The 26,715-nt window shown below is 65.5% G+C and carries 15 protein-coding genes; 10 read left to right on the top strand and 5 right to left on the bottom strand.

The window, feature by feature from the left end; translation table 11 throughout:
• Positions 1 to 493: 493 nt before the first annotated feature.
• Together H3H37_RS05560 and H3H37_RS05565 are read left to right on the top strand one after the other, a co-directional pair.
• Complete coding sequence (locus H3H37_RS05560; protein WP_229218683.1) at positions 494 to 3,547, top strand: transglycosylase domain-containing protein; 3,054 nt, start codon at positions 494 to 496, stop codon at positions 3,545 to 3,547.
• A gap of 135 nt (positions 3,548 to 3,682) precedes the next feature.
• Positions 3,683 to 5,065: a TAXI family TRAP transporter solute-binding subunit gene (locus H3H37_RS05565; protein ID WP_182160694.1), complete on the top strand. Its 1,383-nt coding sequence runs from the start codon at positions 3,683 to 3,685 to the stop codon at positions 5,063 to 5,065.
• A 44-nt stretch (positions 5,066 to 5,109) separates the two neighbouring features.
• Here H3H37_RS05565 and H3H37_RS05570 read toward each other — a convergent pair whose 3' ends face one another.
• Positions 5,110 to 5,568 carry a rhodanese-like domain-containing protein gene (locus H3H37_RS05570; protein WP_182160636.1) on the bottom strand — a complete coding sequence of 153 codons (459 nt, stop codon included), beginning with the start codon at positions 5,566 to 5,568 and terminating at the stop codon, positions 5,110 to 5,112.
• 371 nt (positions 5,569 to 5,939) lie between these two features.
• Between H3H37_RS05570 and glnA the strand changes: the two genes are divergently transcribed.
• The 5 genes from glnA to corA all read left to right on the top strand — a co-directional run bounded on the left by glnA (position 5,940) and on the right by corA (position 11,687).
• The gene (gene glnA / locus H3H37_RS05575; RefSeq protein WP_182160637.1) at positions 5,940 to 7,355 is read left to right on the top strand and encodes a type I glutamate--ammonia ligase; all 1,416 of its coding nucleotides are present in this window, start codon (positions 5,940 to 5,942) and stop codon (positions 7,353 to 7,355) included.
• A gap of 128 nt (positions 7,356 to 7,483) precedes the next feature.
• Entirely contained in the window at positions 7,484 to 7,969 is a 486-nt protein-coding gene (locus tag H3H37_RS05580; RefSeq protein WP_182160638.1) for a DUF4124 domain-containing protein, read from the top strand.
• A gap of 35 nt (positions 7,970 to 8,004) precedes the next feature.
• The gene (gene glnL, locus H3H37_RS05585) at positions 8,005 to 9,066 is read left to right on the top strand and encodes a nitrogen regulation protein NR(II) (protein ID WP_182160695.1); all 1,062 of its coding nucleotides are present in this window, start codon (positions 8,005 to 8,007) and stop codon (positions 9,064 to 9,066) included.
• 68 nt (positions 9,067 to 9,134) lie between these two features.
• The gene (ntrC, locus tag H3H37_RS05590) at positions 9,135 to 10,640 is read left to right on the top strand and encodes a nitrogen regulation protein NR(I) (protein WP_182160639.1); all 1,506 of its coding nucleotides are present in this window, start codon (positions 9,135 to 9,137) and stop codon (positions 10,638 to 10,640) included.
• 81 nt (positions 10,641 to 10,721) lie between these two features.
• Positions 10,722 to 11,687 carry a magnesium/cobalt transporter CorA gene (gene corA / locus H3H37_RS05595; RefSeq protein ID WP_182160640.1) on the top strand — a complete coding sequence of 322 codons (966 nt, stop codon included), beginning with the start codon at positions 10,722 to 10,724 and terminating at the stop codon, positions 11,685 to 11,687.
• A gap of 28 nt (positions 11,688 to 11,715) precedes the next feature.
• Here corA and H3H37_RS05600 read toward each other — a convergent pair whose 3' ends face one another.
• On the bottom strand, positions 11,716 to 13,359 hold the full coding sequence (locus H3H37_RS05600; RefSeq protein WP_182160641.1) for an NAD(P)/FAD-dependent oxidoreductase: 1,644 nt from the start codon (positions 13,357 to 13,359) through the stop codon (positions 11,716 to 11,718).
• Positions 13,360 to 13,723: 364 nt separating this feature from the next.
• On the opposite strand from H3H37_RS05600, the gene H3H37_RS05605 reads away from it, so the two are divergent.
• Positions 13,724 to 16,543: a TonB-dependent receptor gene (locus H3H37_RS05605; protein WP_182160642.1), complete on the top strand. Its 2,820-nt coding sequence runs from the start codon at positions 13,724 to 13,726 to the stop codon at positions 16,541 to 16,543.
• An 81-nt stretch (positions 16,544 to 16,624) separates the two neighbouring features.
• On the opposite strand, the gene H3H37_RS05610 is transcribed toward H3H37_RS05605, so the two are convergent.
• Positions 16,625 to 17,350 carry a 16S rRNA (uracil(1498)-N(3))-methyltransferase gene (locus H3H37_RS05610; RefSeq protein WP_182160643.1) on the bottom strand — a complete coding sequence of 242 codons (726 nt, stop codon included), beginning with the start codon at positions 17,348 to 17,350 and terminating at the stop codon, positions 16,625 to 16,627.
• Between the two features lie 210 nt (positions 17,351 to 17,560).
• Entirely contained in the window at positions 17,561 to 20,395 is a 2,835-nt protein-coding gene (locus H3H37_RS05615) for a TonB-dependent receptor domain-containing protein (RefSeq protein WP_182160644.1), read from the bottom strand.
• A gap of 357 nt (positions 20,396 to 20,752) precedes the next feature.
• Here H3H37_RS05615 and tkt point away from each other — a divergent pair, with 357 nt between their 5' ends.
• Both tkt and gap read left to right on the top strand, forming a co-directional pair.
• Positions 20,753 to 22,750: a transketolase gene (gene tkt / locus H3H37_RS05620; RefSeq protein ID WP_182160645.1), complete on the top strand. Its 1,998-nt coding sequence runs from the start codon at positions 20,753 to 20,755 to the stop codon at positions 22,748 to 22,750.
• A 61-nt stretch (positions 22,751 to 22,811) separates the two neighbouring features.
• On the top strand, positions 22,812 to 23,822 hold the full coding sequence (gap, locus tag H3H37_RS05625; protein WP_182160646.1) for a type I glyceraldehyde-3-phosphate dehydrogenase: 1,011 nt from the start codon (positions 22,812 to 22,814) through the stop codon (positions 23,820 to 23,822).
• Between the two features lie 96 nt (positions 23,823 to 23,918).
• On the opposite strand, the gene glnE is transcribed toward gap, so the two are convergent.
• A complete protein-coding gene (gene glnE, locus H3H37_RS05630) occupies positions 23,919 to 26,690 on the bottom strand; it encodes a bifunctional [glutamate--ammonia ligase]-adenylyl-L-tyrosine phosphorylase/[glutamate--ammonia-ligase] adenylyltransferase (protein ID WP_182160647.1) in 2,772 nt (923 codons plus the stop codon).
• Positions 26,691 to 26,715: the final 25 nt, after the last annotated feature.

Below are 26,715 nucleotides of genomic sequence, written 5' to 3' on the forward strand. Positions count from 1 at the left end.
GCGAACGAAGATTTTTCTGCGCACCGGCCCATCCATGTGGCGCCGATGTGGTGGAATGGATAGCAGGCTGCGCGTGTCGCGCGACCCGGTCAACGGGGTGTGCGCCACGCGAGTTAAGTGCAAAAGAAGGTGCGCTTGTAACGCAGCCAACTAAGTAGTGAACATGGCAAGCATCCGCTGTCGCGCGCCCGCTGTTCACCACGGCCATGTGGATGCGGTGCGGCGCGCAGTGTGACTGAACAAACGACTGACCGGTTTGAATCATATGTTAAGCAATCGACGTTTCCGCCGGCCCCGCATCGTCCTGCGCGCGGTGCGCAAACTGCGCGCAGGCGCGGCCGCCATGGGCTATGGGCGGCGCCGCCATCTGCGTGCCGTGCCCCCGCCCGCAGCCGTTGACGAAGCCGTGCTGCTGGCCCACACCCAGCCGGCCTCGCCGCCGCCATCCGAGCCGGTCCAGAGCAAGCGCTCGCGCAACGCCTTCATCGTCGCCATGCTGGTGCTGCTGTCGTGCGGTGTGTACTGGGTGCTGCAGGAAATCCGTACCTCGACCATGCAAGCGCAGTTCTTCTCCGGCCTGGTGGGCAAGCTCACTTACCGCGTGGAGCCGGGCCCCAGCGCGGCCATCCGCTTCCCCAAGGACAGCCCGTACGACGAGCGCCTCGGCTACGCCAACATCCCCGACTACCTGGGCAAACTGAAGACGCGCGACTACACGGTCACGGCCCAGTCGCGTTTCTCGCCCAAGCTGGTCGAGCTGACCGACATGGGGGTGTTCACCACCTACCGCGAAAAGACCAAGACCGGCCTGGCCATCGTCGATTGCCGCGCCCAGCCCCTGTTCACGGCCAGCTATCCCGAGCGCGTGTACGGCAAGTTCGAGGAAGCGCCGCCGGCGCTGGTGCGCAGCCTGCTGTTCATCGAGAACCGCGAACTGCTCGACAGCAAATACCCGAAACGCAATCCGGCCGTCGAATGGGACCGCCTGAGCAAGGCCGTGCTGGAAAAGACGGCCAGCACTTTCTCCGGCGGCCACCGGCCGGCCGGCGGCAGCACGCTGGCGACCCAGATCGAGAAGTACCGCCATTCGCCGGAAGGGCGCACCAGCACCCTCAAGGACAAGCTGCAGCAGATGGTGTCGGCCAGCCTGCGCGCCTACCAGCAGGGCGAGGATACCTCGGCCGTGCGGCGCCAGATCGTGATCGATTACCTCAACACGGTGCCGCTGTCGGCCAAGCCCGGTTACGGTGAAGTGAACGGCATCGGCGACGGCATGTGGGTCTGGTACGGCCGCGACTTCGCACAAGTGAACCACCTGCTCAGCGGCAAGCTGGACCAGCCCGACAGCGCGCTCGCCTTCAAGGAGGCGCTGAGCCTGATGATTGCCCAGCGCCGCCCCAGCTACTACCTGGGCGACGGCACGGCCGACCTGGAAACGCTGGCCAATTCGCACCTGCGCCTGCTGGCCCAGGAAGGCGTGATCACGCCGGCCGTGCGCGACGCGGCCCTCAAGCAGCGCCTGCATCCATCGGCCGGCTCCGGCGTGCAGGCCGCGCCGGCCATGACCTATGTGACGCGCAAGGCCTCGAACGCGGTGCGCACCCACCTGGCCAGCCTGCTGGGCGACAACCGCCTGTACAACCTGGACCGGCTCGACCTGAGCGTGGTCAGCACGCTGGACGCGCGCGCCCAGAAAGCCGTCACCCAGGTGCTGCGCGATCTGCGCGACCCCGAGATGGCCAAGGCCGCCGGCCTGACCGGCAAGGGCATGCTGGGCAACGGCGACCCGGCCCACGTGGTCTACAGCTTCACGCTGCTGGAAAAGGGCGAGCAGGCCAACCTGCTGCGTCTGCAGACCGATAACTTCGACCAGCCGCTCGACATCAACGAGGGCGCCAAGCTGGACCTCGGTTCCACGGCCAAGCTGCGCACCCTGGTCACCTACCTCGACATCGTCGACCAGCTGCACACGCGCTACGGCGGCATGGACACGGCGGCCCTGAACAAGGTGGTGGTCGATCCGCAGGACAAGCTGTCGCAGTGGGCCATCGACTACTTCAAGGCGCTGCCGGTCGACAAGGGCGGGCGCGAGCTGACGCCGATGCTGAACGCGGCCATGGAGCGCAAGTACTCGGGCAATCCGGGCGAGGGCTTCTTCACGGGCGGCGGCCTGCACCACTTCGGCAACTTCTCCAAGGAAGACAACAGCAAGATCCTGACCGTGACGGAAGCGCTGCGCCACTCGACCAACCTGGTGTTCGTGCGCCTGATGCGCGACGTGGCCAAGTTCTACATGTTCCAGTCGCCCGGTTCCTCGGCCTCGCTGCTGCAGGACGCCGACGATCCACGCCGCGCCGAGTACCTGGCCCGCTTCGCCGACAAGGAAGGGCGCGAGTTCCTGAACCGCTTCTACGTCAAGTACAAGGGCAAGAAGGGTGACGAGCTGGAGAAGACGCTGCTGGCCAACATCCGCGGCACGCCGGTGCGCCTGGCCGTGATCCACCGCACCCTGTATCCGGAAGCGACCGAAGAGCAGTTCGCCGCCTTCCTGAAGGACAACCTGCCGTCGCAGAACGAAGTGCCGCCCGAGCGCGTGGCCAAGCTGTACGAGCAGTACGCGATCGACAAGTGGTCCTTGGCCGACCGTGGCTACCTGGCCTCGGTGCACCCGCTGGAAATGTGGATGGCGGCCTACATGCTGACCCATCCCGGCGCCACGCTGAGCGAGATGACGGCCGCCAGCGAGCAGCAGCGCCAGGAGGTCTACCAGTGGCTGTTCAAGACCCACCACAAGCACGCGCAGGACAAGCGCATCGCCGGCCTGCTGGAGATGGAAGGCTTCATGAAGATCCACGCCCAGTGGAAGAAGATGGGCTATCCGTTCGACTCGCTGGTGCCGTCCTACGCCACCACGCTGGGCGCCTCGGCCGACCGGCCGGCCGCGCTGGCCGAGCTGATGGGCATCATCGTCAACGGCGGCATCCGCAAGCCCAGCCAGCGCATCTCGTCGCTGCACTTCGCGGCCGGCACGCCGTACGACACCCAGGTGGCGCCCGGCAAGAGCACGCTGAGCGAGCGGGTGCTGTCGCCGGAAGTGGCGCGCGTGGTGGCCGACGCCATCCGTGGCGTGGTCTCGGACGGCACGGCCAAGCGGGCCCGCATGGCCTTCGTCAAGTCGGACGGCAGCGTGATCCCGGTCGGCGGCAAGACCGGCACCGGCGACCAGCGCTTCGACATCTTCGCGCCCGGCGGCCGCCTGATCGAGTCGCGCTATGTGAACCGTTCGGCCACCTTCGTGTTCAACATCGGCGAGCGCTTCTTCGGCAGCATGACGGCCTATGTGCGCGGGCCCGAATCGAAGAACTACGACTTCACCAGCGCGCTGCCGGTGCAGTTGCTGACGGTGCTGGCGCCCAGCCTGATGCCGTTGATCGAACCGAATCCGGTCAAGCCGGCCACCATCCAGAACGTGGCCGCCGGCACGGCCGCAGCCGCCGCCGCCGCCGCGCCGCTGCCGCCGTGCGGCGGGGGCAGCAACGGCGGCTGATGCTGCCCCGGGCCGTGCGCCGCGCCACCGCGCGCGCCCGGCCCGCCGCCGCGTCCGTGCGGTCCGGCGTGCGGCGCTTGCAAAACAGCGCAATTGTTGGCAAGGTGACAGCCCATGAAACCTGTACGCCACACCATGTCGAAAATCCTCAAGTTCACGCAATTTTCCGTGCGTGACCTGCTCGTCGCCGCCGCGCCTACCTTGCTCGCCATCGTCGGCGTCTGCGTGCTTGCCTATGTGCTGGTCGATCCGTCGCCGCCGCGCCACGTGGTGCTGTCCACGGGCCAGGAAAACAGCGCCTATGAACAGATCGGCAAGAAATACGCGGCCGCCTTGGCCAAGCACGGCGTCAAGGTGACGCTGATGCAATCGGCCGGCTCGGGCGAGAACCTGCGCCGGCTCAAGAGCGGCGCCGTCGATATCGCCTTCGTGCAAAGCGGCTCGACCGACGAGGCGGCGGCGGAGCGGGAAGGGCTGGTGTCGCTGGGCAGCCTGTTCACGGAACCGATGTGGCTGTTCCTGCGCGAGACCAAGGGCAAGCCCATCACCCGCCTCACCGAACTCAAGGGCAAGAAGATCAACTTCGGCCCCAAGGGCGCCGGGGCGCCGCGCTTGTTCAAGCAGGTGCTGGCGCTGAACGGCATCGAACCGAATGAAGTGATCCGCAGTTCGCTGGCCAACACGCCGGCCACGGTGGAATTGCTGGAAGGGCGCATCGACGGCCTGGTGTTCACCTCGGCGCCGGAAGCGCCGCTGATCCAGATGCTGCTGCAAACGCCGGGCATCCAGTTGTTCGATTTCGACCAGGCCGAAGCCTACGCGCGCAAACTGCCCTTCCTCAGCCATGTGGTCCTGCCGCGTGGCATCGTCGATCTGGGCCGCGACATACCGCCCGTCGATTACAACCTGATCGCGCCCACGGCCACGCTGGTGGCGCGCGACAGCCTGCATCCTGCCCTGATCGATTTGTTCGTGCAGGCGGCCGCCTCGATCCACAGCGGCGCCGGCTGGTTCCAGCAGCAGGGCCAGTTCCCGTCCGCGCGCTACACGGAAATTCCCGTCGCGCCCGCCGCGGCCAAGTTCTACAAGGACGGGCCGCCGTTCCTGCAACGCTACATGAGCTTCTGGCTGGCCAATTTCTTCGACCGCATGTGGGTGCTGGTGCTGGGCCTGGGCGCGCTGATCCTGCCGCTGTCCAAGGTGGTGCCGCCGCTGTACGTGTGGCGCATCCGCTCGCGCGTGTACCGCTGGTACGGGCAGTTGCGCACGGTGGAGCAGGCGCTGGAGGATGCCCAGTCGCAGTCGCAGGGCGAGCGCCGTATGGAGATCTATGCCGCGCAGTTGGTGCGGCTCAATGAGATCGAGGAACTGGTGAACCAGATTTCCATCCCGCTGTCGTTCGCGGATGGCTTGTATGGCTTGCGCAGCCATATCAATTTCGTGCGGGAGCGGGTGCTCAGCCTGCTGAACGAGGCCGCGCCCGCGGGGCCGGTGGTGCCTGCGGCCGTGCCCGTCTGACGGGGCCGGCCGCCGGCGGCGTCACCAGAGGGGATGGGCGCGGTTCAGGCGCCCAGCCACGGCAGGCCGGCCCGGCACCAGCCGTTGACGTTCTTGCGGTGGCCGTTCTCATCCTTGTCGCCTTCGAAGCCTTCCAGCACGTCGTAGCAATGTTGATAACCAAATTCCGTGGCCAGCTTGGCCGCGTGGCGCGAACGCACGCCGGAGCGGCATAAAAACAACAGTACCTGGTCCTTACGGGCCTGGCTGTTGAGCTGCTCGATGAACTCATGGTTGGCCACGCCACCAGGGTAGGTGGCCCACTGCACCGCACCATGTTGGGTCTCCGGGATGGCCACACGGCCCACCCAGTCGCGCTCGGCGTTGGTGCGCACGTCGATCAGCTTGATGTGCGGGTCCGCTTGCAGCAGTTCCCACGCCTCCTGCGGGTTGACGGCGCCGGCGTACGGCCAGTCCTTGCTGCGGGCGCGGGCCAGGGCCAGGATTGCATCTACATCGCTCATGTTATGTTCCGGAAAGGAGATTAAGTTTATTATAGAGGCCCTGAACGTCCGTGACGCGCGCACGCACCAAACGAGGGCATTTTTCGCATTTTTTTCGAAAATGCACGAAATAGGTGCATTTCCGCAAAATCGCACCATAATGGAGCAGTCTTGCGCTGGCGCAAACCAGGCCCATTTGGCTGGCCGGACGATTTTAGAATCATTTGCCAGCAAGTTCCAAGTTGGTTCTGGCAGATGGTGAGAATTTTGAGCTGGCACGGATACTGCTTAACCCGATGATGAGTTTCGGTCGCACTACACGGGGACGCGCAGAACATCCGCGCACGCACAGTTGGTCGGCTCACCCACACATTCCCTTTTAGGAGATACGCATGGCATTGACAGCCGCAGAAGTGATGAAGATGGTGAAAGACAACGAAGTCAAATTCGTTGATTTTCGTTTCGCCGATACCCGTGGTAAAGAACAGCACGTGACCGTGCCCGTGTCGCACTTCGACATGGACAAATTCGAGTCCGGCCACGCCTTCGACGGTTCGTCGATCGCCGGCTGGAAAGGCATCGAAGCATCCGACATGATCCTGCTGCCTGACCCGAACACGGCCAATATTGACCCGTTCATGGAAGAAACCACCCTGTTCATGCAGTGCGACGTGATCGAACCGTCGGACGGCAAGGGCTACGACCGTGACCCACGCTCCATCGCCAAGCGCGCTGAAGCCTACCTGAAATCGTCGGGCCTGGGCGACACCGCCTACTTCGGTCCTGAGCCAGAATTCTTCATCTTCGACAGCGTGCGCTGGAAAGTCGACATGTCCGGCTGCTTCGTCAAGATCGAATCGGACGAAGCTTCGTGGAGCACCGACAAGGAAATCGAAGGCGGCAACAGCGGCCACCGTCCAGCGGTCAAGGGCGGCTACTTCCCAGTGCCACCAGTCGACAGCTTCCAGGACATGCGTTCGGAAATGTGCCTGATCCTCGAATCGCTGGGCATCCCGGTCGAAGTGCACCACCACGAAGTGGCCGGCGCCGGCCAGAACGAAATCGGCACCAAGTTCTCGACCCTGGTCGAGCGCGCCGACTGGACCCAGAACCTGAAGTACGTGGTGTGGAACGTGGCGCACAGCTACGGCAAGACCGCCACCTTCATGCCTAAGCCTATCGTGGGCGACAACGGCTCGGGCATGCACGTGCACCAGTCGATCTGGAAAGACGGCAAGAACCTGTTCGCCGGCGACGGCTATGCCGGCCTGTCCGACACCGCGCTGTTCTACATCGGCGGTATCATCAAGCACGCCAAGGCACTGAACGCCATCACCAACCCAGGCACCAACTCGTACAAGCGCCTGGTGCCAGGCTACGAAGCCCCGGTCAAGCTGGCCTACTCGGCCCGTAACCGTTCCGCTTCGATCCGTATCCCGCACGTGGCCAATCCTAAGGGCCGCCGCATCGAGACCCGTTTCCCAGACCCACTGGCGAACGTGTACCTGTGCTTCGCCGCGCTGCTGATGGCCGGTCTGGACGGTATCATCAACAAGATCCATCCGGGCGAAGCCGCTTCCAAAGACCTGTACCACCTGCCGCCTGAGGAAGATGCACTGATCCCGACTGTCTGCACCTCGCTGGAAGAGGCGCTGGACAACCTGAACAAAGACCGCGAGTTCCTGACCCGTGGCGGCGTGTTCAGCGATTCGATGATCGATGCTTACATCGAACTGAAGATGCAGGACGTGCAGCGTATGCGCATGACCACGCACCCGATCGAATTCGACATGTACTACTCGCTGTAATGGCAGCGCGCCGGCCGCAAGCCGGCGCCCGCCGTATGGCCAGAACGCGAGGCGAGCTCCGGCTTTCCTCGCGTTTTTCTTTGGATGTTGTATATTCGGGGTGCACCAATGCTCTTCACGGATAGGGAATGACAACACGCTTACTAACGGTACTGGTCTTGCTGGCCGCCAGCGCCGCCGCCAGGGCCGACGGCCCCATCTACCTGTGCGTGGACGCGGCCGGCCACAAGGAACTGACGGACGCCAATAAGCCGGGCTGCAGACTGCTCGATGTGCCGGGCAATGCCGCGATCCCGGCCCCGCCGCGCCGCCCGGCGGGCGCGCCGCAGCGGGCTGCCCCGGCCGCGGCCCCGGCCGATTTTCCGCGCGTGGACAGCGCCGAGCAGCGCGCGCGCGACGCCGACCGGCTCGGCATCCTCAACGAGGAGTTGCGCAACGAGCAGCAGAAGCTGGCCGACCTGCGCAAGGAGTTCAACAACGGCGAGCCGGAACGCCATGGCGATGAACGCAATTACGCCAAATACCAGGAACGGGTGGCGCAGATGCGCGACAGCATCAGCCGCTCGGAAAAGAATATCGAAGCCTTGAAACGCGAGATCGCGACTATCCGATGAATGCTGTGACGACGAACGCCCGCGCGGGCGCGGCCATGCCCTCGCTGGCCGGGCTGGAATTGCTGGCCTCGGCCGTGGTGCTGGTCGATGGCGCCGGCCAGATCGCCTACGCCAACGCGGCCGCCGAGAACCTGCTGGAGAGCTCGCTCAAGGCGCTGTCGCGCCAGAAGCTCAGCGCCCAGTTCCTCAACCCCGAGGAGCTCGAACACATCTGCGCCCAGGCGCGCCAGCACAAGTTCGCCGACCTGCGCCAGGACCTGACGCTGGAGCGGGCCGGACGCGATCCGCTGCACGTGCACAGCATCGTGTCGGCGCTGGAGGAACCGCGCGACCACATCCTGATCGAGCTGCGCGAACACTTGCAGCATCTGAAGCTGGACCGCGAGGAGCGCATGCTGGACCAGAGCCAGGTCAACAAGGAGCTGATCCGCAACCTGGCGCACGAGATCAAGAATCCGCTGGGCGGCATCCGCGGCGCGGCGCAGCTGCTGGAGATGGAATTGCCGCCGCTGCACCTGGGCCAGTTGCGCGAGTACACCCAGGTCATCATCAAGGAAGCGGACCGCCTGCAAACGCTGGTGGACCGCCTGCTGGCGCCGCACCGCCGGCCGCACATCGTGGGCGACGTCAACATCCACGAAGTGTGCGAGCGCGTGCGCAGCCTGATCCTGGCCGAGTTCCCGACCGGGTTGGCGATCCGGCGCGACTACGACGCCTCGATCCCCGAGTTCCGGGGCGACAAGGAACAGCTGATCCAGACCGTGCTCAACATCGCCCACAACGCGGCCCAGGCCCTGTCGGCCCGCATCGAGGCGGGCGACGCGGAGCTGATTTTCAAGACCCGGGTGGCGCGCCAGGTGACGCTGGCCAAGGTCCGCTACGGGCTGGCATTAGATTTGCATATCATCGACAATGGACCGGGCATCGCGCCCCAGATCCGCGACCGCATCTTCTATCCGCTCGTGTCGGGCCGGGAGGGCGGCAGTGGTTTGGGGCTGACCTTGGCGCAAACCTTCGTGCAGCAGCACCTGGGTGTGATCGAGTGCGAAAGCCGGCCTGGATACACGGATTTCCGCATCCTGCTGCCGCTGCCATAAGCGGCGTGCGAGCCGGTGCGTTTCCGGGGTCCCTTGATAGCCGATCCAACGCGGGAACCACATAACACATGAAGCCAATCTGGATAGTAGACGACGACGAGTCGATCCGTTGGGTACTGGAAAAAGCGCTGGCGCGGGAAAACCTCGCCACCAAGAGTTTCTCCAACGCGCGCGAAGCGATCGCGGCGCTGGAGTTCGAGACGCCGCAGGTGCTGGTGTCCGACATCCGCATGCCGGGCGACTCCGGCCTCGATTTGCTGGCGCTGGTCAAATCGCGCCACCCTGGCCTGCCCGTCATCATCATCACGGCGTTCTCCGACCTCGACTCGGCCGTGGCCGCGTTCCAGGGCGGCGCCTTCGAATACCTGGCCAAGCCGTTCGACATCGACAAGGCCGTGGAGCTGATCCGGCGCGCGCTCGACGAGAGCCTGCGCGAGACCAGCGTGGAATCGGGCCCGGCCGACACGCCCGAGATCCTCGGCCAGGCGCCGGCCATGCAGGAAGTGTTCCGCGCCATCGGCCGCCTGTCGCAATCGAACGTGACGGTGCTGATCACGGGCGAATCCGGTTCCGGCAAGGAGCTGGTGGCGCGCGCGCTGCACAAGCACAGCCCGCGCGCGTCGCAACCGTTCATTGCGCTCAACACGGCCGCCATCCCCAAGGACTTGCTGGAATCGGAACTGTTCGGCCATGAGCGCGGCGCGTTCACGGGCGCCCAGGCCACGCGTCGCGGCCGCTTCGAGCAGGCCGAGAACGGCACGCTGTTCCTGGACGAGATCGGCGACATGCCATTCGACCTGCAGACCCGTTTGCTGCGCGTGCTGTCCGATGGTCACTTCTACCGCGTCGGCGGGCACCAGCCCTTGAAGGCCAACGTGCGCGTGATCACGGCCACGCACCAGAACCTGGAGCAGCGCGTGCGCGACGGCCTGTTCCGCGAGGACTTGTACCACCGCCTCAACGTGATCCGTTTGCGCCTGCCCAGTTTGCGGGAACGGCGTGAGGATATCCCCATCCTGGTGCGCCACTTCCTGGTGCAGAGCGCGCGCCAGCTGGGCGTGGAAGCCAAGCGCATGAGCGACGCCACGCTGCACTTCCTGAGCGGCCTGGACTTGCCGGGCAATGTGCGCCAGCTGGAAAACCTGTGCAACTGGATCACCGTGATGGCGCCCGGCCAGACGGTGGAAGTGAAGGACTTGCCACTGGAACTGACCCAGGGCCAGGATACCGGCGGCCACAGCCCGGCCGCGCCGGCCCCGGCCCACGAAGCGTACAGCATGACGCACCACGGCACCGTTTCCACCGTGCCGCCGGCGCTGGCCGAGGCCACCGCGCACGGCGGCCCGGACAGCTGGCTCACCCTGCTGGAACTGCAGGCCGCGAGCATGCTCAGCAACGGTCAGCATGAAGTGATGGACGTGCTGGGCCGCCAGTTCGAGTCGGCCCTGATCCGCACGGCCCTCAAGCACACCCACGGCCGCAAGAACGACGCGGCGGTGCGGCTGGGCATAGGCCGCAACACCATCACCCGCAAGATCGCGGAACTGGGCATCGACGGCGCCAAGGACGACTGAGGCCCGTCGCGCTCGCGGCAGCCCGCGCATTTGCAGTAAGCTCTTGGCTTGATTGCCAGGAGCTTTTTTTTATGGATTCGTATGCTGATTAATTGCGTGGTGTACCAGGATGGCCAGAAGCTGGCCGACATTCCCGTCGAGGATATCAGCGAGTATGTGTCACGGCCCGAGTGCTTCGTGTGGGTGGCGCTGCGCGATGCCGACGCGGCCGAGCTGTCCGTCATGCAGGAGGAATTCGGCCTGCACGAGCTGGCCGTGGAGGATGCGCGGCGCGGCAACCAGCGCCCCAAGATCGAGGAGTACGGCGACTCGCTGTTCGTGGTGGCCAAGATGGTGGAGTTCGAGCGCGATCAGTTGACGGTGGGGGAGGTGGACGTGTTCGTCGGCCCCAACTATGTGCTGTCGAACCGCAGCAACAGCAGCCACGGTTTCCTCGGCGTGCGCGCGCGCGCCGAGCGCGAGCCGCATCTGCTGCGCCAGGGCCCGGCCTTCGTGCTGTACGCCTTGCTCGACGCCGTGGTCGACCGCTACTTCCCCGTGGCCGATGCGCTGGAAGTGGAACTGGAGGAGATCGAGGAACGCATCTTCCTGCACGGCTCGCAGCGCGACAACATCGAACGGCTGTATGAACTCAAGCGCAAGGTGATGGCCGTGCGCCACGCCGTCATGCCGCTGATGGAGGCGACCGGCAAACTGCACGGCGGCCGCGTGCCGGCCATGTGCCTGGACACCCAGGAATACTTCCGCGACGTGCACGACCACCTGCACCGCATCAGCGCCACGCTCGACAACGTGCGCGACACCATCAGCACGGCGATCCAGGTCAACCTGTCGATGGTGGCCATCGAGGAGGGCGAAGTGAATAAGCGGCTGGCCGCGTGGGCCGCCATCTTCGCCATCTGCACCGCCTTCGCCGGCATCTGGGGCATGAACTTCAAGGTCATGCCGGAGCTGGAATGGAAGTATGGCTATCCGGCCGCCGTCGCCATCATGGTGTCGGTGTGCCTGTACCTGTACCGGCGCTTCAAGCGCGCCGGCTGGCTGTAGCCGCGTTCCGGCGTTCCCGCGTTCCGGCTCAGGCGGCCGGCTGTTCGGCCGCCATCGACAGGGCCACGGCTTCGGCCACCTTGATGCCGTCCACGCCGGCCGACAGGATGCCGCCCGCGTAGCCGGCTCCTTCGCCGGCCGGGAACAGGCCGCGCGTGTTCAGGCTTTGCAGCGTGTCGTCGCGGCGCTTGATGCGCACCGGCGACGAGGTGCGCGTCTCCAGTCCGGTCAGCACGGCGTCGTGCTTGAAGTAGCCCTTGATCTGCTTGTCGAACGCGGGGAACGCTTCGCGCAGGGCCGTGACGGCGAATTCGGGCAGGATGGTGGCCAGGTCGGTCAGGTGCACGCCCGGCTTGTAGGATGGGATCACGCTGCCGAATTCGGTCGAGGCGCGGCCGGCCACGAAGTCGCCCATCAACTGGCCCGGCGCGTTATAGGTGCCGCCGCCCAGCTCGAACGCCTTTTCCTCCAGCCGACGCTGGAATTCCACCCCGGCCAGCGGGTGGCCCGGATAATCAGTTTCGGGCGAGATGTTGACCACGATGGCGCTGTTGGCGTTGCGCTCATTGCGCGAATACTGGCTCATGCCGTTGGTGACCACGCGGCCCGGTTCCGACGCGGCCGCCACCACGGTGCCGCCCGGGCACATGCAGAAGCTGTACACGGCGCGGCCGTTGGAGGCGTGGTACACCAGCTTGTAGTCGGCCGCGCCCAGGATGGGGTGGCCGGCGTTGGGGCCGAAGCGGCACTGGTCGATCAGCGATTGCGGGTGCTCGACCCGGAAGCCGATCGAGAACGGCTTGGCCTCGATGTACACGCCGCGGTCGTACAGCATCTGGAAGGTGTCGCGCGCGCTGTGGCCGATGGCCAGCACCACGTGGCGGGTGGCGATCTTGTCGCCGTTTTCCAGCGTCACGCCGCGCACCTGGCCGCCCTCGGGCGTCTGCTCGATGTCGATGTCGACCACCTTGCTCTCGAAGCGGTACTCGCCGCCCAGCGCCTCGACGGTGGCGCGCATCTGTTCCACCATCTTGACCAGGCGGAAGGTGCCGATGTGCGGCTTGCTCACGTACAGGATTTCCTCGGGCGCGCCGGCCTTGACGAACTCCGTCAGCACCTTGCGGCCGTAGTGCTTGGGGTCCTTGATCTGGCTGTACAGCTTGCCGTCTGAGAAGGTGCCGGCGCCGCCTTCGCCGAACTGCACGTTCGATTCAGGGTTCAGCTTGCGCTTGCGCCAGAAGCCGAAGGTGTCCACGGTCCGGTCGCGCACCTGCTTGCCCCGTTCGAGGATGATGGGGCGCAGGCCCATCTGGGCCAGGATCAGGGCCGCGAACAGGCCGCACGGGCCGGTGCCGATCACCACCGGGCGCTCGTTGCGGTCGTGGCCGGCCAGTTGCTGCGCGTCGGCCACGAATTTGTAGGCCGTGTCGGGCGCGGGCATCAGGTGGATGTCGTGCTTGAGGCGGGCCAGCACGGCCGCCTCGTTGGCCACGTCCACGTCGATCGAATAGATGAGGACGATGGCCGCTTTTTTGCGCGCATCGTAGCTGCGTTTGAAGACCGTGTAGCCGCGCAGGTCGGCGGCGGGGATGCCCAGCCGGGCCAGGATGGCGGCCGGCAGTTCCGGCTCGGTGTGGTTCAGCGGGAGTTTGACTTCATTGATTCGCAGCATGATGTTTTCGTTCTGTGGTTCCAGGGCTCCGTAGCTAGCGGAGAGCGGGGCGGCGCCGGGGCGCGCGACAACCCGCCATTTTACCGTACCGGGATCAGGCTGGTTCGTTTCGCGGGAAATTTGCTTGTCAAGCGCCGCGCGCGATTTATTGTCCGATGTGTTGTATTTCAGGCGAAATTGCCAAAAAATCCTCATTGCCTACAGCGCTATGTATCTTAATGTATCTTAATGTTGCTACAATCAAAATCTTGTTGGTAGGAACAATGTTCATTTCTACTAACAAACGGACAGGACCGCTGCGGCGGTTTTTTTATTGGTGCAGGCGGCCACGAACCGCTGGTCACCACGTTGAGGGAGTCTTTGAATGCAGAAGAAAGTTATTGTCCAGGCCATCGCGCTGCTTGGCTGCGTGGGCTGGAGCCAGGCGGCGTTTGCCGCCGACGAGGCGAACGTCGAGCGCGTCGTCATTACCGGTTCCAACCTGAAGCGTACCGCGACGGAGAACCCGTCCGTGGTGCAGGTGCTGACCAAGAAGGACATCGAGCACACGGGCGCCGTGTCGGTGGCCGACCTGATCGCCAAGGTGCCGGCGCTCGGTTCCAACAACCAGGTTGATGCGCGCGACGGCGGCTTCTCCAAGGGCCTGGCCACGGCCTCGTTGCGCGGCCTCGGTTCCGCCTCGACCCTGATCCTGATCAACGGCCGCCGCATGTCGCCGGCCGCCTACGCCGACCCGAACGCGGGCCAATCGACCCAGTACGACCTGAACTCCATCCCGCTGTCGGCGCTGGAGCGGGTCGAGATCCTGAAGGATGGCGCGTCGGCCGTGTACGGTTCGGACGCTATCGGCGGCGTGATCAACTTCATCACCAAGAGCAACTACAAGGGTGGCGAGCTGACCCTGCAGGCCAGCCGCAACCAGGATAACGCCTTCGGCCGCTCGGGCCTGAACGGCGTGGTCGGCTTCGGCGACCTGGAAGAGAACCACTACAACGCCTTCGTCGCGTTCGACGTGTCGCAGCGCGACCGCACCCTGCTCAAGGACGCCAAGTCGTCGCAGGTGGAACAGAGCCGCATCATGGACGGCCGCCTGAGCAGCTTCTACAGCGGCATCAGCGGCTACCCCGTGTTCTACAAGGAATCCAAGCTCGGCAGCGGCAGCTTCAACAAGTATGTGAGCGCCGACCTGGGTTGCAACCCGGCCGACATCCGCACCGGTTCCACGGCCCTGGTACCGATGCGTTCCAACGATCCGCTGATCGGCAACAAGTTCTGCAACTACGATGGCTGGCAGTACGAGGATGCGGAAGGCAAGAACCGCAGCGGCAACCTGCTGGCGCGCGCCGAGTTCAAGCTGGGCGCCGACCTGAAGGCGTTCACGGAAGCGGCCTACAGCCAGTCCGAACTGTTCTACGACGGCGTGTCGCGCTCGATGACCGGCCGCAGCCTCACCACCGTGTTCCCGAAAGACGGTGCCGGCACCCCGTTCCGCCCGGTGCTGGGCGTGGACCATCCGGACAACCCGACCCGCGGCACGGCCAATCCGGTGCCGGTGGCCGTGGCCTACCGCTTCGTCAACGCCCCTGGCGGCAGCTCGAACGAGAACAAGGCCACCCGCCTGCTGGCCGGCCTGCAGGGCACGAACTACGGCTGGGATTGGGATAGCGCGCTGCTGTACAACGAATCCAAGCGCCACCAGCTGTCGAACGGCTTCCTGTACCTGCCCATCGTGCAGACCCTGATGACGCAGAATGTGCCGCTGGCCACCATCGCCAGCACCCCGGGCGTGACGCGCAACGTCACCCTGGACGGCAAGTCCAGCATCACCCAGTGGGACCTGAAGGGCTCGACCGAGTTCGGCCAGCTGCCGGGCGGCGCACTGGGCCTGGCCGTGGGCACCGAAGTGAAGCAGGAAAAGATGAACATCGTGCCCGATCCGCTGACCGTGGACGGCAAGATCATCGGCCTGGTCAACACCTACTCGGACGCCAAGCGCAACGTGCGTTCGGCCTTCGTCGAACTGCGCACGCCGTTCTTCAAGTCGTTCGAGATGGACTTCGCCGGCCGCTACGACAAGTACGATGGCTTCAAGTCGCACTTCACGCCGAAAGTGGGCGCGAAATGGGACGTGACCCCGACCTTCGCGCTGCGCAGCACCTACTCGGAAGGCTTCCGCGCGCCATCGCTGACGCAGATGGTCAACGGCGGCACCCAGTACTTCGTCAACAACTTCGAAGACAAGCTGCGCTGCAACAAGCCCGGTTCGGATTCGACCGACTGCGCCAAGAGCCTGTCGGGCATCGCGGCCGCCAACAAGGAACTGGAACCGGAAACCGCGCGCAGCTTCACGGCTGGCCTGATCTTCTCGCCCACCAGCAGCATCGACATCCTGGTCGACTACTACACGATCCGCAAGGACAAGGAAGTGGACCTGTTGCCGAACACGGCCGTGGTGGACAATCCGAAGTACGCCGACCTGGTCAAGCGTGACCAGAATCCTGGCACCTGGCTGGTAGACGCCAACGGCAAGCCGATCCCGAACACGGGTCCGCTGATCTCGATCGCCACCCCGTACGTGAACGCCGGCGGCACCCGCACCAGCGGCGTGGACCTGGAACTGGACGTGCGCAATTCGCTGGGCGACCTGGGCAAGCTGTCGTCGCGCCTGAACTACACCTATGTGTTCGACTACAAGAAGGCCGCCGTGGTGGGCGATCCGATGTTCGACCTGGTGGGCACCAACGGCGCCATCAGCAACGACACCACCAGCGTGGGCGAACTGCCGCGCGTGCGCGCCACCCTGTCGACCACCTGGAGCTACCAGGCGCACAACCTGACGGCCAACGTGAATTATGTGTCCTCGCTGTCGATGATGGCGCGCTACAGCACCCAGGACGACGGCACGGTCGGTCCTTACGAGCAGCCGTTCTGCCAGTATGGCCGCCCCGGCGTGAACCCGCAGTACACCAAGTTCTACCCGGACTGCGAAGTGCACAGCTGGACCACGGTGGACCTGGCGTACGCCTATTCGGGCTTCAAGAACACGGTGCTGAGCTTCAACGTGGCCAACCTGTTCGACTCGAAGGCGCCGTATGACCCGAGCTATGCAACGGCCGGCTACAACACGGCGCTGCACAATGCCCGTGGCCGTTACTTCACCGTGAAGGCCAACTACAAGTTCTGATGACCGCCCGGTCCTGAACCTGCGACAACGCCGCCGCGCGCAAGCCCGGCGGCGTTTTTTTATGTGCTGACCTGCCTGTGCTTACATGCCGCCCCAGATGGCGTTCAGCGTGGCCAGCGCCGTCAGGCCGGCCGTCTCCGTGCGCAGGATGCGTGGCCCCATGCCCAGCGCCAATGCGCCGTGGGCCAGCGCGGCCTGTTCCTCGGCCTCGCTCAAGCCGCCTTCCGGGCCGATCACCAGCGTGAGCGGCTGCGGCGCCTGGTGGCGGGCCCAGTCCGCCAGCGACTGGTCCGCGCGCGGCGACAGGATCACGCGCCGGTGCAGGTCGTGCTGGGTGATCCACTGGCGGTAGTCCTGCAGCGCGCCCAGCTGGGCCAGCCGGTTGCGCCCGCTCTGCTCGGACGCGGCCACGATGATGCCCTGCCAATGGGCCAGCTTCTTTTCGGCCCGCTCGGCCGCCAGCCGCACCACGCAGCGCTGGGCCGCCAGCGGCACGATGGCGGCCGCGCCCAGTTCCACCGCCTTTTCCACGATCCAGTCCATCTTGCTGCCCTCGGGCAGGGCCTGGGCCAGCGTGACGGCATAGGGCAGCTCTGCCTCGCGCGCCGTGTGCGCCTTGACCGTGGCCGTCACGCTGCGCTTGGCGATGTGGCCCAGGCTGGCGCTGTATTCGCCGCCGTCGCCATTGAACAGGGTGACCAGCTCGCCCGGCGCCAGCCGCAGCACCTGGATGTGGTGCGCCACGGTGTCGGGCAAGGTGACGTCCAGGCCGATGGCGAGGGGCTGGGGGCAGTAAAAACGGGGCATGGCGCTTCCTGAGGTGGATGGGTAACGATGAGCACGGCTTCAGGGCCGCTGGCAGGATGGTAATGGCGCGCGCCGCGGATGGGAAGCGCTTTCGGCCGCCGGGGACGGGGCGGCTGGCGGCCGGGCGGGGCGGGGACATAAAAAAAGCCCGTCGGCAGGCCGGCGGGCTGGGTATCGCCGGGCCGGTGGCGGCCCGGGCGCGGGGTCAGCTTAGAACTTGGCCGACGCGGTCACGTAGAACTCGCGGCCCAGCGGGCTGTTGTAACGGCCATCGTAGCCGACCTGGTTGCCGCCGCCGGCCGTGCGGTCGGAGAACGACGGTTTGGTGTCAAGCAGGTTCTTGATGCCGCCGGTGATGGCGAAGGTCTTGTTGATCTGCGCGCGGGTCTGCCAGTCGAAGGTCTGGTAGGACGACACATCGCGTTTCATGTCGACGAAGTCACCCAGCGTACCATCGGCGTTGACCGACTTGACCACGGCGTCGTCGGCGGACACCACCTGGTCGTGGTAGCCGGAACGGTAGTTCATGGTCAGCGTGTGGGTGTACATGCCCGCTTGCAGGCTGGCCGCCAGGTGGGTGATGACGCGGGCGGTGGCGTTGTTATAGGCGTCGAAGCGGCCCAGGCTGCTCTCGGTCGGGTTGCCCGGCACATCCTTTTCCGACTTCAGCATATAGGTGCCGGTCCAGCTGACGGTCAGGTTGCCCAGGCCGGTCTTGCTCTTGACCGTGCCATCCCAGTCGATGCCGCGGTACAGCGAACCGGCCAGGTTGAAGTACGGCAGCAGCGTGACCAGCTTGTTCTGGCCCTGGCCGGCGTCGTACACGGTCGAGAACAGGTTGTTGTACTGGGCCGGATTGGCGAACGGGAAGGTTTCCGGCAACTGGTCGATCTGGTTCTTCAGCTTGACGTTCCACAGGTCCATGCCGAACGACACGTTGTTGTTCGGCTCGACGCGGAAGCCCAGCGTGTACTGCTTCGATTCTTCCGGACGCAGGCCGTTGGAACCGGTCAGCGCGTTGCCGCCCGAGGTCAGCGCGTACTGGGTGTTGCCCATGCAATCGTTGGCGCGCGGATCAGGTGCGGTCACCGGGCAGGCGTACTTGCCCGAGGTCACGCCGAAGTCCTGCACCGGCTTGGTGATCTGGTCCAGTTCGGCCACCTTGAAACCGGTGCCGTAGGAAGCGCGCAGCAGGACCGTCTCGACCGGGTTGTAGCGCAGCGACAGTTTGTAGGTCGTCTTGGACGCCGAGTTGCCTTGCGTGGCCGAACCGATCAGTTTGCCGTCCAGGTCGTACACCTTGTTGTTCTTCGGTGCGTCGTAGCTGTCGTAACGCAGCGCGCCCGACAGGTCCAGGTTCTTCAGCACCGGCACCAGCATTTCAGCGAAGCTGCCCCAGTTCTTGCGGCTGGCATCGACCGGCAGGGCGCCGGGCGCGCTGCCCAGCACCGTATCGGTCCAGTTGGGCTGCTGCGGGTTCGGACCCTGGGTGATGGAGCTTGGGGTGTTGGTGTAGCTCTGCTTGGTGTAGTCGGCGCCCACGCCGAGCTGCGCCGCGCCGGCCGCCGTGTTGAACACGGTGCCGGAACCGCGCAGGCTCAGCACGTCGAGCTTGGTCTTGATTTCGTTGTCCAGCTCATGCAGCACGGCCGGGGCCAGGATGGCCGCCGAGTTGCCGGGCATGCCGAACGGATCGAAGGTCAGCGTCTTGTACGTATTGCGGCTCAGGAAGCCGCCATCGTAGTTCATGGTCTGCTTGTTTTCCGAATGGACGTAGGAGGCGCTGTAATCATAATCTTTATAGCTGCCTTCGACGCCCAGGGCGATGTGGCGCGCTTCCGTGTCATAGGTTTCGGCACGGCCGCCGGCGTCGACCAGGCGCAGGTTCATCTGCGCTTTCTGGACGTCGGCCGGGTTCACGCCCAGCTGGCTCAGGTAGGGCATGACGTTGGCCGCGTACTTCGGATCGGTCAGCGGCAGCGACAGGGTCTGGGCCGGTGGCGCGAAGCGGGCCCGTTGCTTGAACTTGGAGTCCACCACTTCGGCGAACAGCTTGGTGTCGGCGTTGAGCTTGAGATTGCCCGAGGCGAAGAAGCTGTCGCGCTTCGATTCGGGGATCAGCTGCACGGTGCCGGAATAGTCGAACCAGCAGGACTTGTCGGTGGCCGTGCCGATGTAGGCCGTGTTGGGCGCGCACTTGCCGTCGCGCAGGTAGTTGGGCGAGAACGTCAGCGGATCGCGCGTCTTGTCCTTGAAGTTCAGTGTGACGGAGGCCGGGGCCGTGTTGACGGCCAGCTGGTACATCGAGTATTGCTTGCCGCCTTCGGAGAAGCGCACCAGGCCGGTCTTGGCGAAGTCGCGGTCGGCCGCGTTCAGCTCCTTCTGCTCGTCATGGGCATAGGACAGCAGGACGTTGTAGCCATCGTTCTCCAGGTCGCCGAAGCCCTTGGACATGGAGAACTTGCTGCTCTTGCCACCCGATTTCTCCGGCGCGCTGTAGGTGCCGTCGATGTTGAAGTCCTGCTGGTTCTTTTTCAGGATGAAGTTGACCACGCCGGCGATGGCGTCCGAGCCGTACAGGGCCGAGGCGCCGTCGGTCAGGATCTCGACCCGTTCCACGGCCGCCAGCGGGATGCTGGCCAGGTTGACGCCGCTGCCCGAGTTGTAGGACGCCATGCGGCGGCCATTCAGCAGCACCAGCGTGTAGCCGGTGCCGATGTTGTGGATGGAAGCCGTCTGCACGCCGCCGCCGCCGCCGTTGACCGATTCGGACGCGGCGATGAAGCCCTGCATGGCCGGCAGCGCCTGCACCAGGTCTTCCACGCTTTTCGCGCCGGTCTTGGCGATGTCGGCGCTGGTCAGGGTCTGCACCGGCAGCGCGCCCTCCTTGGCGATGCGCTTGATCGACGAACCGGTGATCTCCACGCGCTGGATCGGCGCTTCCTGCGCCAGCACGGGCTGCGCCAGCATGCCGAGGCCGGCGACCACGGCGCCACCGGAAAACATCAGGCGTAAGGAACGCGATAACACTTTTTCCATCATCATTGCTCAACTCCTCTTGGTACCAATCTGGATAAATGGGATGCTGCTGATCGATCGGCGAAATATTTAAATAACATTGAGTATTTCGCAACTGCCATCAGACACCCTATATGTCTTTTTGTCAACAATGCTCTGGTATATTATTTTGCCAAGTGTAATAATTTCGCAACGCCGGAGTGGGCGCATGAAGGCCGCGCGGCGGGCGTAAGCACCACGCGCGGGCGCAAGCGGGGTCGCCATTTTTCTGTTGAACAGATCGGGTCTGGTAAAATAATGGGTTCAGCCAGTGGCCGGCCGCCGCCAGAGTGGCGCGCAAGACCGCAGCGCAACCAGTTTCCCTACTTTCGTGATAGATAGACGATGACCTCTACGCTCCCCACCACCAAAATGGCTAACGCGATCCGCGCGCTGGCAATGGACGCCGTCCAGAAGGCCAATTCCGGCCACCCAGGCATGCCGATGGGCATGGCCGAGATCGCTGTCGCCCTGTGGAGCGGCCACTACAGCCATAACCCGGCCAACCCGAAGTGGGTCAACCGCGACCGCTTCCTGTTGTCCAACGGCCACGGTTCCATGCTGCACTACGCGCTGCTGCACCTGGCCGGCTATGCGGTGAGCATGGATGACATCAAGGCCTTCCGCCAGATGCATTCGAAGACCCCGGGCCACCCGGAAGTGGATGTGACGCCGGGCGTGGAAACCACCACCGGCCCGCTGGGCCAGGGCATCGCCAACGCCGTCGGCATGGCGCTGTCGGAATACCTGCTGGCCAGCCAGTTCAACAAGCCCGGCTTCGACGTCGTCAACCACTACACCTACGCCTTCCTGGGCGACGGCTGCCTGATGGAAGGCATCTCGCATGAAGTGTGCGCGCTGGCCGGCACCCTGCGCCTGAACAAGCTGATCGCCCTGTACGACGACAACGGCATCTCGATCGACGGCAAGGTCGAAGGCTGGTTCACCGACGACACGCCGAAGCGCTTCGAAGCCTACGGCTGGAACGTGATCCGCGCCGTGGACGGCCATGACGTGGCCGCCGTGAGCGCCGCCATCGCCGCCGCCAAGCAGGCCGACCGTCCGACCCTGATCTGCTGCAAGACCGTGATCGGCAAGGGCTCGCCCAACCTGCAAGGCGGCGACAAGGTGCACGGCGCCGCGCTGGGCGACAAGGAAGTGGCGGCCGTGCGCGAATACATCGGCTGGGACGCCGCCCCGTTCGAAGTGCCGGCCGACGTGTACGCGGCCTGGGACGCGAAAGCGGCCGGCGCCGCCCGCGAAGGCGCGTGGAATGAACTGTTCGCCGCCTACGGCAAGCAATTCCCGGCCGAAGCGGCCGAACTGAGCCGCCGCATGGCAGGCGAACTGCCGGCCGCCTTCGAAGGTGCGCTGGCCGCCGCCATCGCTTCCTGCGTGGAAAAGAAAGAGAACATCGCCACCCGCAAGGCCAGCCAGAACGCGATCCAGGCGCTGGCCCCGTCGCTGCCCGAGTTCCTGGGTGGCTCGGCCGACCTGACCGGCTCCAACCTGACCAACTGGAAGGAATGCGTGGCCCTGCGTTCGGGCCAGCCTGGCAACCACATCAACTACGGCGTGCGTGAATTCGGCATGAGCGCCATCATGAACGGCGTCGCCCTGCACGGCGGCTTCATCCCGTTCGGCGCCACCTTCCTGACCTTCTCGGACTACAGCCGCAACGCGCTGCGCATGGCCGCGCTGATGAAGCAGCGTTCGATCTTCGTGTTCACCCACGACTCGATCGGCCTGGGCGAAGACGGCCCGACCCACCAGTCGGTCGAGCACATCTCGTCGATGCGCCTGATCCCCAACCTGGACAACTGGCGTCCATGCGACACGGTGGAATCGGCCGTGGCATGGGGCGAGGCCGTCAAGCGCCAGCACGGTCCGTCGACCCTGATCTTCTCGCGCCAGAACCTGCCGTACCAGGAGCGCAGCGCCCAGCAGATCGCCGACATCCGCCGCGGCGGCTACGTGCTGCGCGACGCGGCCGACGCCAAGGTGGTGCTGATCGCCACCGGCTCGGAAGTGGAACTGGCCGTGGCTGCCGCTGACGCGCTGGCCGCCCAGGGCGTGGCCGCCCGCGTGGTGTCGATGCCGTCGACCGACGTGTTCGACCGCCAGGATGCCGCCTACAAGGCCGCCGTGCTGGGCAAGGGTCTGCCGCGCGTGGCCGTGGAAGCCGGCGTGACCGACTTCTGGTACAAGTACGTGGGCCTGGAAGGCGCCGTGGTCGGCATCGACACCTTCGGCGAATCGGCCCCGGCCGGCGTGCTGTTCAAGCACTTCGGCTTCACGGTCGACAACGTCGTGGCAAAAGTTCAATCGGTATTGGCCGCCTGAGGACTCAGGCAGCCAGTGCCTAGTCGCTGGAACCCTTTTTTTTCATAATCAGGAGTAAAGTATGACGATCAAAGTTGCAATCAACGGTTATGGCCGCATCGGCCGCAATGTGCTGCGCGCTTTCTACGAAGGCGGCAAAAAGCAGGACATCCAGATCGTGGCCATCAACGACCTGGGCGACGCCAAGTCCAACGCCCACCTGACCCGCTACGACACGGCCCACGGCAAGTTCCCCGGCACCGTGGAAGTGGACGGCGACAACATGATCGTGAACGGCGATAAGATCCGCGTGTTCGCGCAGCGCAACCCAGCCGACATCCCATGGGGCGAGCTGGGCGTGGACGTGGTGCTCGAGTGCACCGGCTTCTTCACCAGCAAGGAAAAAGCCTCGGCCCACCTGAAGGGCGGCGCCAAGAAAGTCATCATCTCGGCCCCGGGCGGCAAGGACGTGGACGCGACCGTCGTGTTCGGCGTGAACCAGCACGTGCTGAAGTCGACCGACACCGTGATCTCGAACGCATCGTGCACCACCAACTGCCTGGCCCCGCTGGTCAAGCCGCTGAACGACGCCATCGGCGTGGAAACCGGCCTGATGACCACCGTGCACGCTTACACCAACGACCAGGTGCTGTCCGACGTGATGCACGAAGACCTGCGCCGCGCCCGTTCGGCCACCATGAGCATGATCCCGACCAAGACCGGCGCCGCCGCCGCCGTGGGCCTGGTGCTGCCTGAGCTGAACGGCAAGCTGGACGGCTTCGCCATCCGCGTGCCGACCATCAACGTGTCGCTGGTCGACCTGTCGTTCATCGCCAAGCGCGACACCACCGTGGAAGAAGTGAACGCGCTGATGAAGGCCGCTGCTGAAGGCCCGCTGAAAGGCGTGCTGACCTACCAGACCGAACCGCTGGTGTCGATCGACTTCAACCACAACCCAGCCTCGTCCAACTTCGACTCGACCCTGACCAAGGTGTCGGGCCGCCTGGTCAAGGTATCGTCGTGGTACGACAACGAGTGGGGCTTCTCGAACCGCATGCTGGACACCACCGTCGCCCTGATGACGGCCAAGTAATGGTGCGCGTGGCCGCCGCGGCGGCCACGGATGTGAAAAAAAACGCTGCGTGGAAGCCCCGCAGCGTTTTTTTATCGTCTTTCTGATTTGGTGTGGTCAGGCGGCGGCGGGCCGTGCCTCCGCTTTGGCGTCGCCATCGCCGGCGCCGAAGATGGCAGTCCACAAGGCCCGCACCTGGGCCGCATGGCCGGACACCAGCGCCGGATCGACGCGCGCCAGGTCCTGGCCTTGCAGCCGCAGCTGGTGCTGCAGCTTGCGCAGCGCGCGGTAGGCGTCGGCCACATGGCCGGCCAGCGTGGCGTCGATCAGGCCCAGTTCACCGCACAGCTTGAGCAGGGCGATGTTGCCGATATTGCCGGTCAGGGCAGGGTAGTCGGCCGCGTGCTGCAACACCAGGAACTGGACGATGAATTCGATGTCGATCATGCCGCCCGGGTCCTGCTTCAGGTCGAACAGGGCCGAGCGGTTGGGCTTGGCGTCGAACATGCGCTGGCGCATGGCCAGCACTTCGCCCTTGAGCGGGCCGTCGGGCGGACGGGGCGTGCGCAGCACCTGCTCGCGGATCTGCTCGAAACGGGCGCCGATGTCGGCGTCGCCGGCGCAATAGCGGGCCCGGGTCAGCGCCTGGTGCTCCCACACCCAGGCCGAGCTGGCCTGGTAGCGCTCGAACGCCGCCACGCTCGACACCAGCATGCCGCTGGCGCCGTCCGGGCGCAGCGCGATGTCGATGTCGAACAGGATGCCGGCCGAGGTGTGCGAGGTCATCCAGGTGATGAAGCGCTGCGCCAGCTTGGCGTACTGGGCCGGCGCGTCCTGGTCGTCGTCGTCGAACAGGAAGATCACGTCCAGGTCCGACACGTAGCCGAGCTCCTTGCCGCCCAGCTTGCCGTACGCGATCACGGCGAAGCGCGGCACCTCGCGGTGGCGGGTGGCCACCGTCTGCCACACGGCCTGCACGGTGGCGGCCACGATGGTGTCGGCCAGCGCCGACAGGTGGTCGGCCAGTTTCTCCACTGTCAGGTCGCCGGCCAAGTCCTGGGCCAGCAGGTGGAACAGCTGGGCGTGGTGCACTTCGCGCAGGATGTCCATCTGGCGTTCCGTGTCGCCGGCCGCCGCGTCGAGCTGGCGCGCCAGGTCGGCCGCCAGCGCCTGCGGGTCGAACACCAGGTTGCGGATGCGGTCGTCGAGCAGCTCGTCGAGCAGGATGGGGTGCTGGCTGAGGAAGGTGGCGGCCCAGCCGGACGCGTGCACCATGCGGATCACCCGCTCCAGCGTGTGCGGGTATTCCGTCAGCAGCGACAGATAGGCCGAGCGGCGCGCGATCGCTTCCAGGAAGTCGAGCAGGCGGCCCAGCGTATCGTGGCGGTTGCCGGCGCGCGCCTCATCGGCGCAGCGCGCGATCAGGGGCAGGGCCGTGTTGACCAGGGCCACCAGCCGGTTGCGGCTGGCCTCGGGCAGCGATTGCAGCCGCGGCGCCTGCCAGGTGGCGATCAGGCGCTTGGCCGCGCCGGGGGCGTCGTCGAAGCCGAGCGCGGCGAAGCGGGCCTCGATCGCCTCGCGGTTGTCGGGGTCGGCGCACTCGTTGCTGGACTGGGGATCGATGTCGGCCTCGGCGCCGGCCGACTTGTCGGCGAACATGGCGTCGAACTGGGCGGCGACGAAGGCGCGGCATTCGTCGAGCCGGGCCAGCAGGGTGGCCGTGTCGGGCAGGCCCATCATCTGCGCCACCACGCGCCGGTCGGCCTCGTTGGCGGGCAGGGTGTGGGTCTGGGCGTCGTCCAGGTATTGCAGCCGGTGTTCGAGGTTGCGCAGGAAGGTGTAGCAGGCCAGCAGTTCCTCGACGATGGCCGGCGCCAGCAAGCCTTTCTCGGCCACTGTGCGCAGCGTGGCGCGGGTGGAGCGGTCGCGCAGGGCGGCGTCGCGCCCGCCCCGGATCAGCTGGAACACCTGGGCCAGGAATTCGATCTCGCGGATGCCGCCGCGGCCCAGCTTGACGTTGTTGCTGCGGTCCGGGTGCAGCCGTTCCTGGCGGTTGACCTCGGCGCGGATCTGGGCGTGCATGGTGCGGATCGCCTCGATCACGCCGAAGTCCAGGTAGCGGCGGAAGCAGAACGGGCGCACGATGGCGTCCAGCGCCGCGATGTCCTGCGCGCGGCCGCTGACGGCGCGCGCCTTGACCCAGGCGTAGCGCTCCCATTCGCGGCCTTGCACGATCAGGTATTGCTCCACCATGCCCAGGCTGGCCGCCAGCGGGCCGGAGGCGCCGTTCGGGCGCAGCGCCATGTCGACCCGGAAGGTGTAGCCGTCTTCCGTGATCTCGGACAGGGCCGCGATCAGTTTCTTGCCCAGCCGGATGAAGTATTCGTGGTTGGACAGGCTGCGCTGGCCCGCTTCCGTGGCCACCGTGTCGCCATCCTCGGGGTAGACGAAGATCAGGTCGATGTCGGACGAGACGTTGAGCTCGCCGCCGCCCTGCTTGCCCATGGCCAGCACCATCATCTGCTGTTCCTCGCCGCTGTCGTGGCCGGTGGGGATGCCGTGGGCGGCCCGCATTTCCGCGTCCAGCTCGGCCAGGTGGCTCTGGATGGCGAAATCGGCGAAGCGGGTCATGGTGGTGACCACCTCGTCCAGGTCGGCCGCGCCGTCCAGGTCGCGCCGGATCAGGCCGCACACCACCAGGTTGCGCAGGCGGCGCATGGCGCGCACCAGCGGCAGGCCGGCGCCCGTCTCTTTTGCCAAAAATTCAGCAAAATCGAGCCGGGCAAGCGATAATTGCGCCAGTTCATCGACCTGGCTCTGGCGTTCGGGGCTGGCGGCCAGCCAGCGTTGGTAGAAGCGGGATGCGGACGTGAGGGAAGTTGGGCTCATGAAGAATGGTGTCGGGCGTGGTGGC

Source organism: Rugamonas brunnea, from assembly GCF_014042345.1.
Lineage (GTDB): Bacteria > Pseudomonadota > Gammaproteobacteria > Burkholderiales > Burkholderiaceae_D > Rugamonas > Rugamonas brunnea.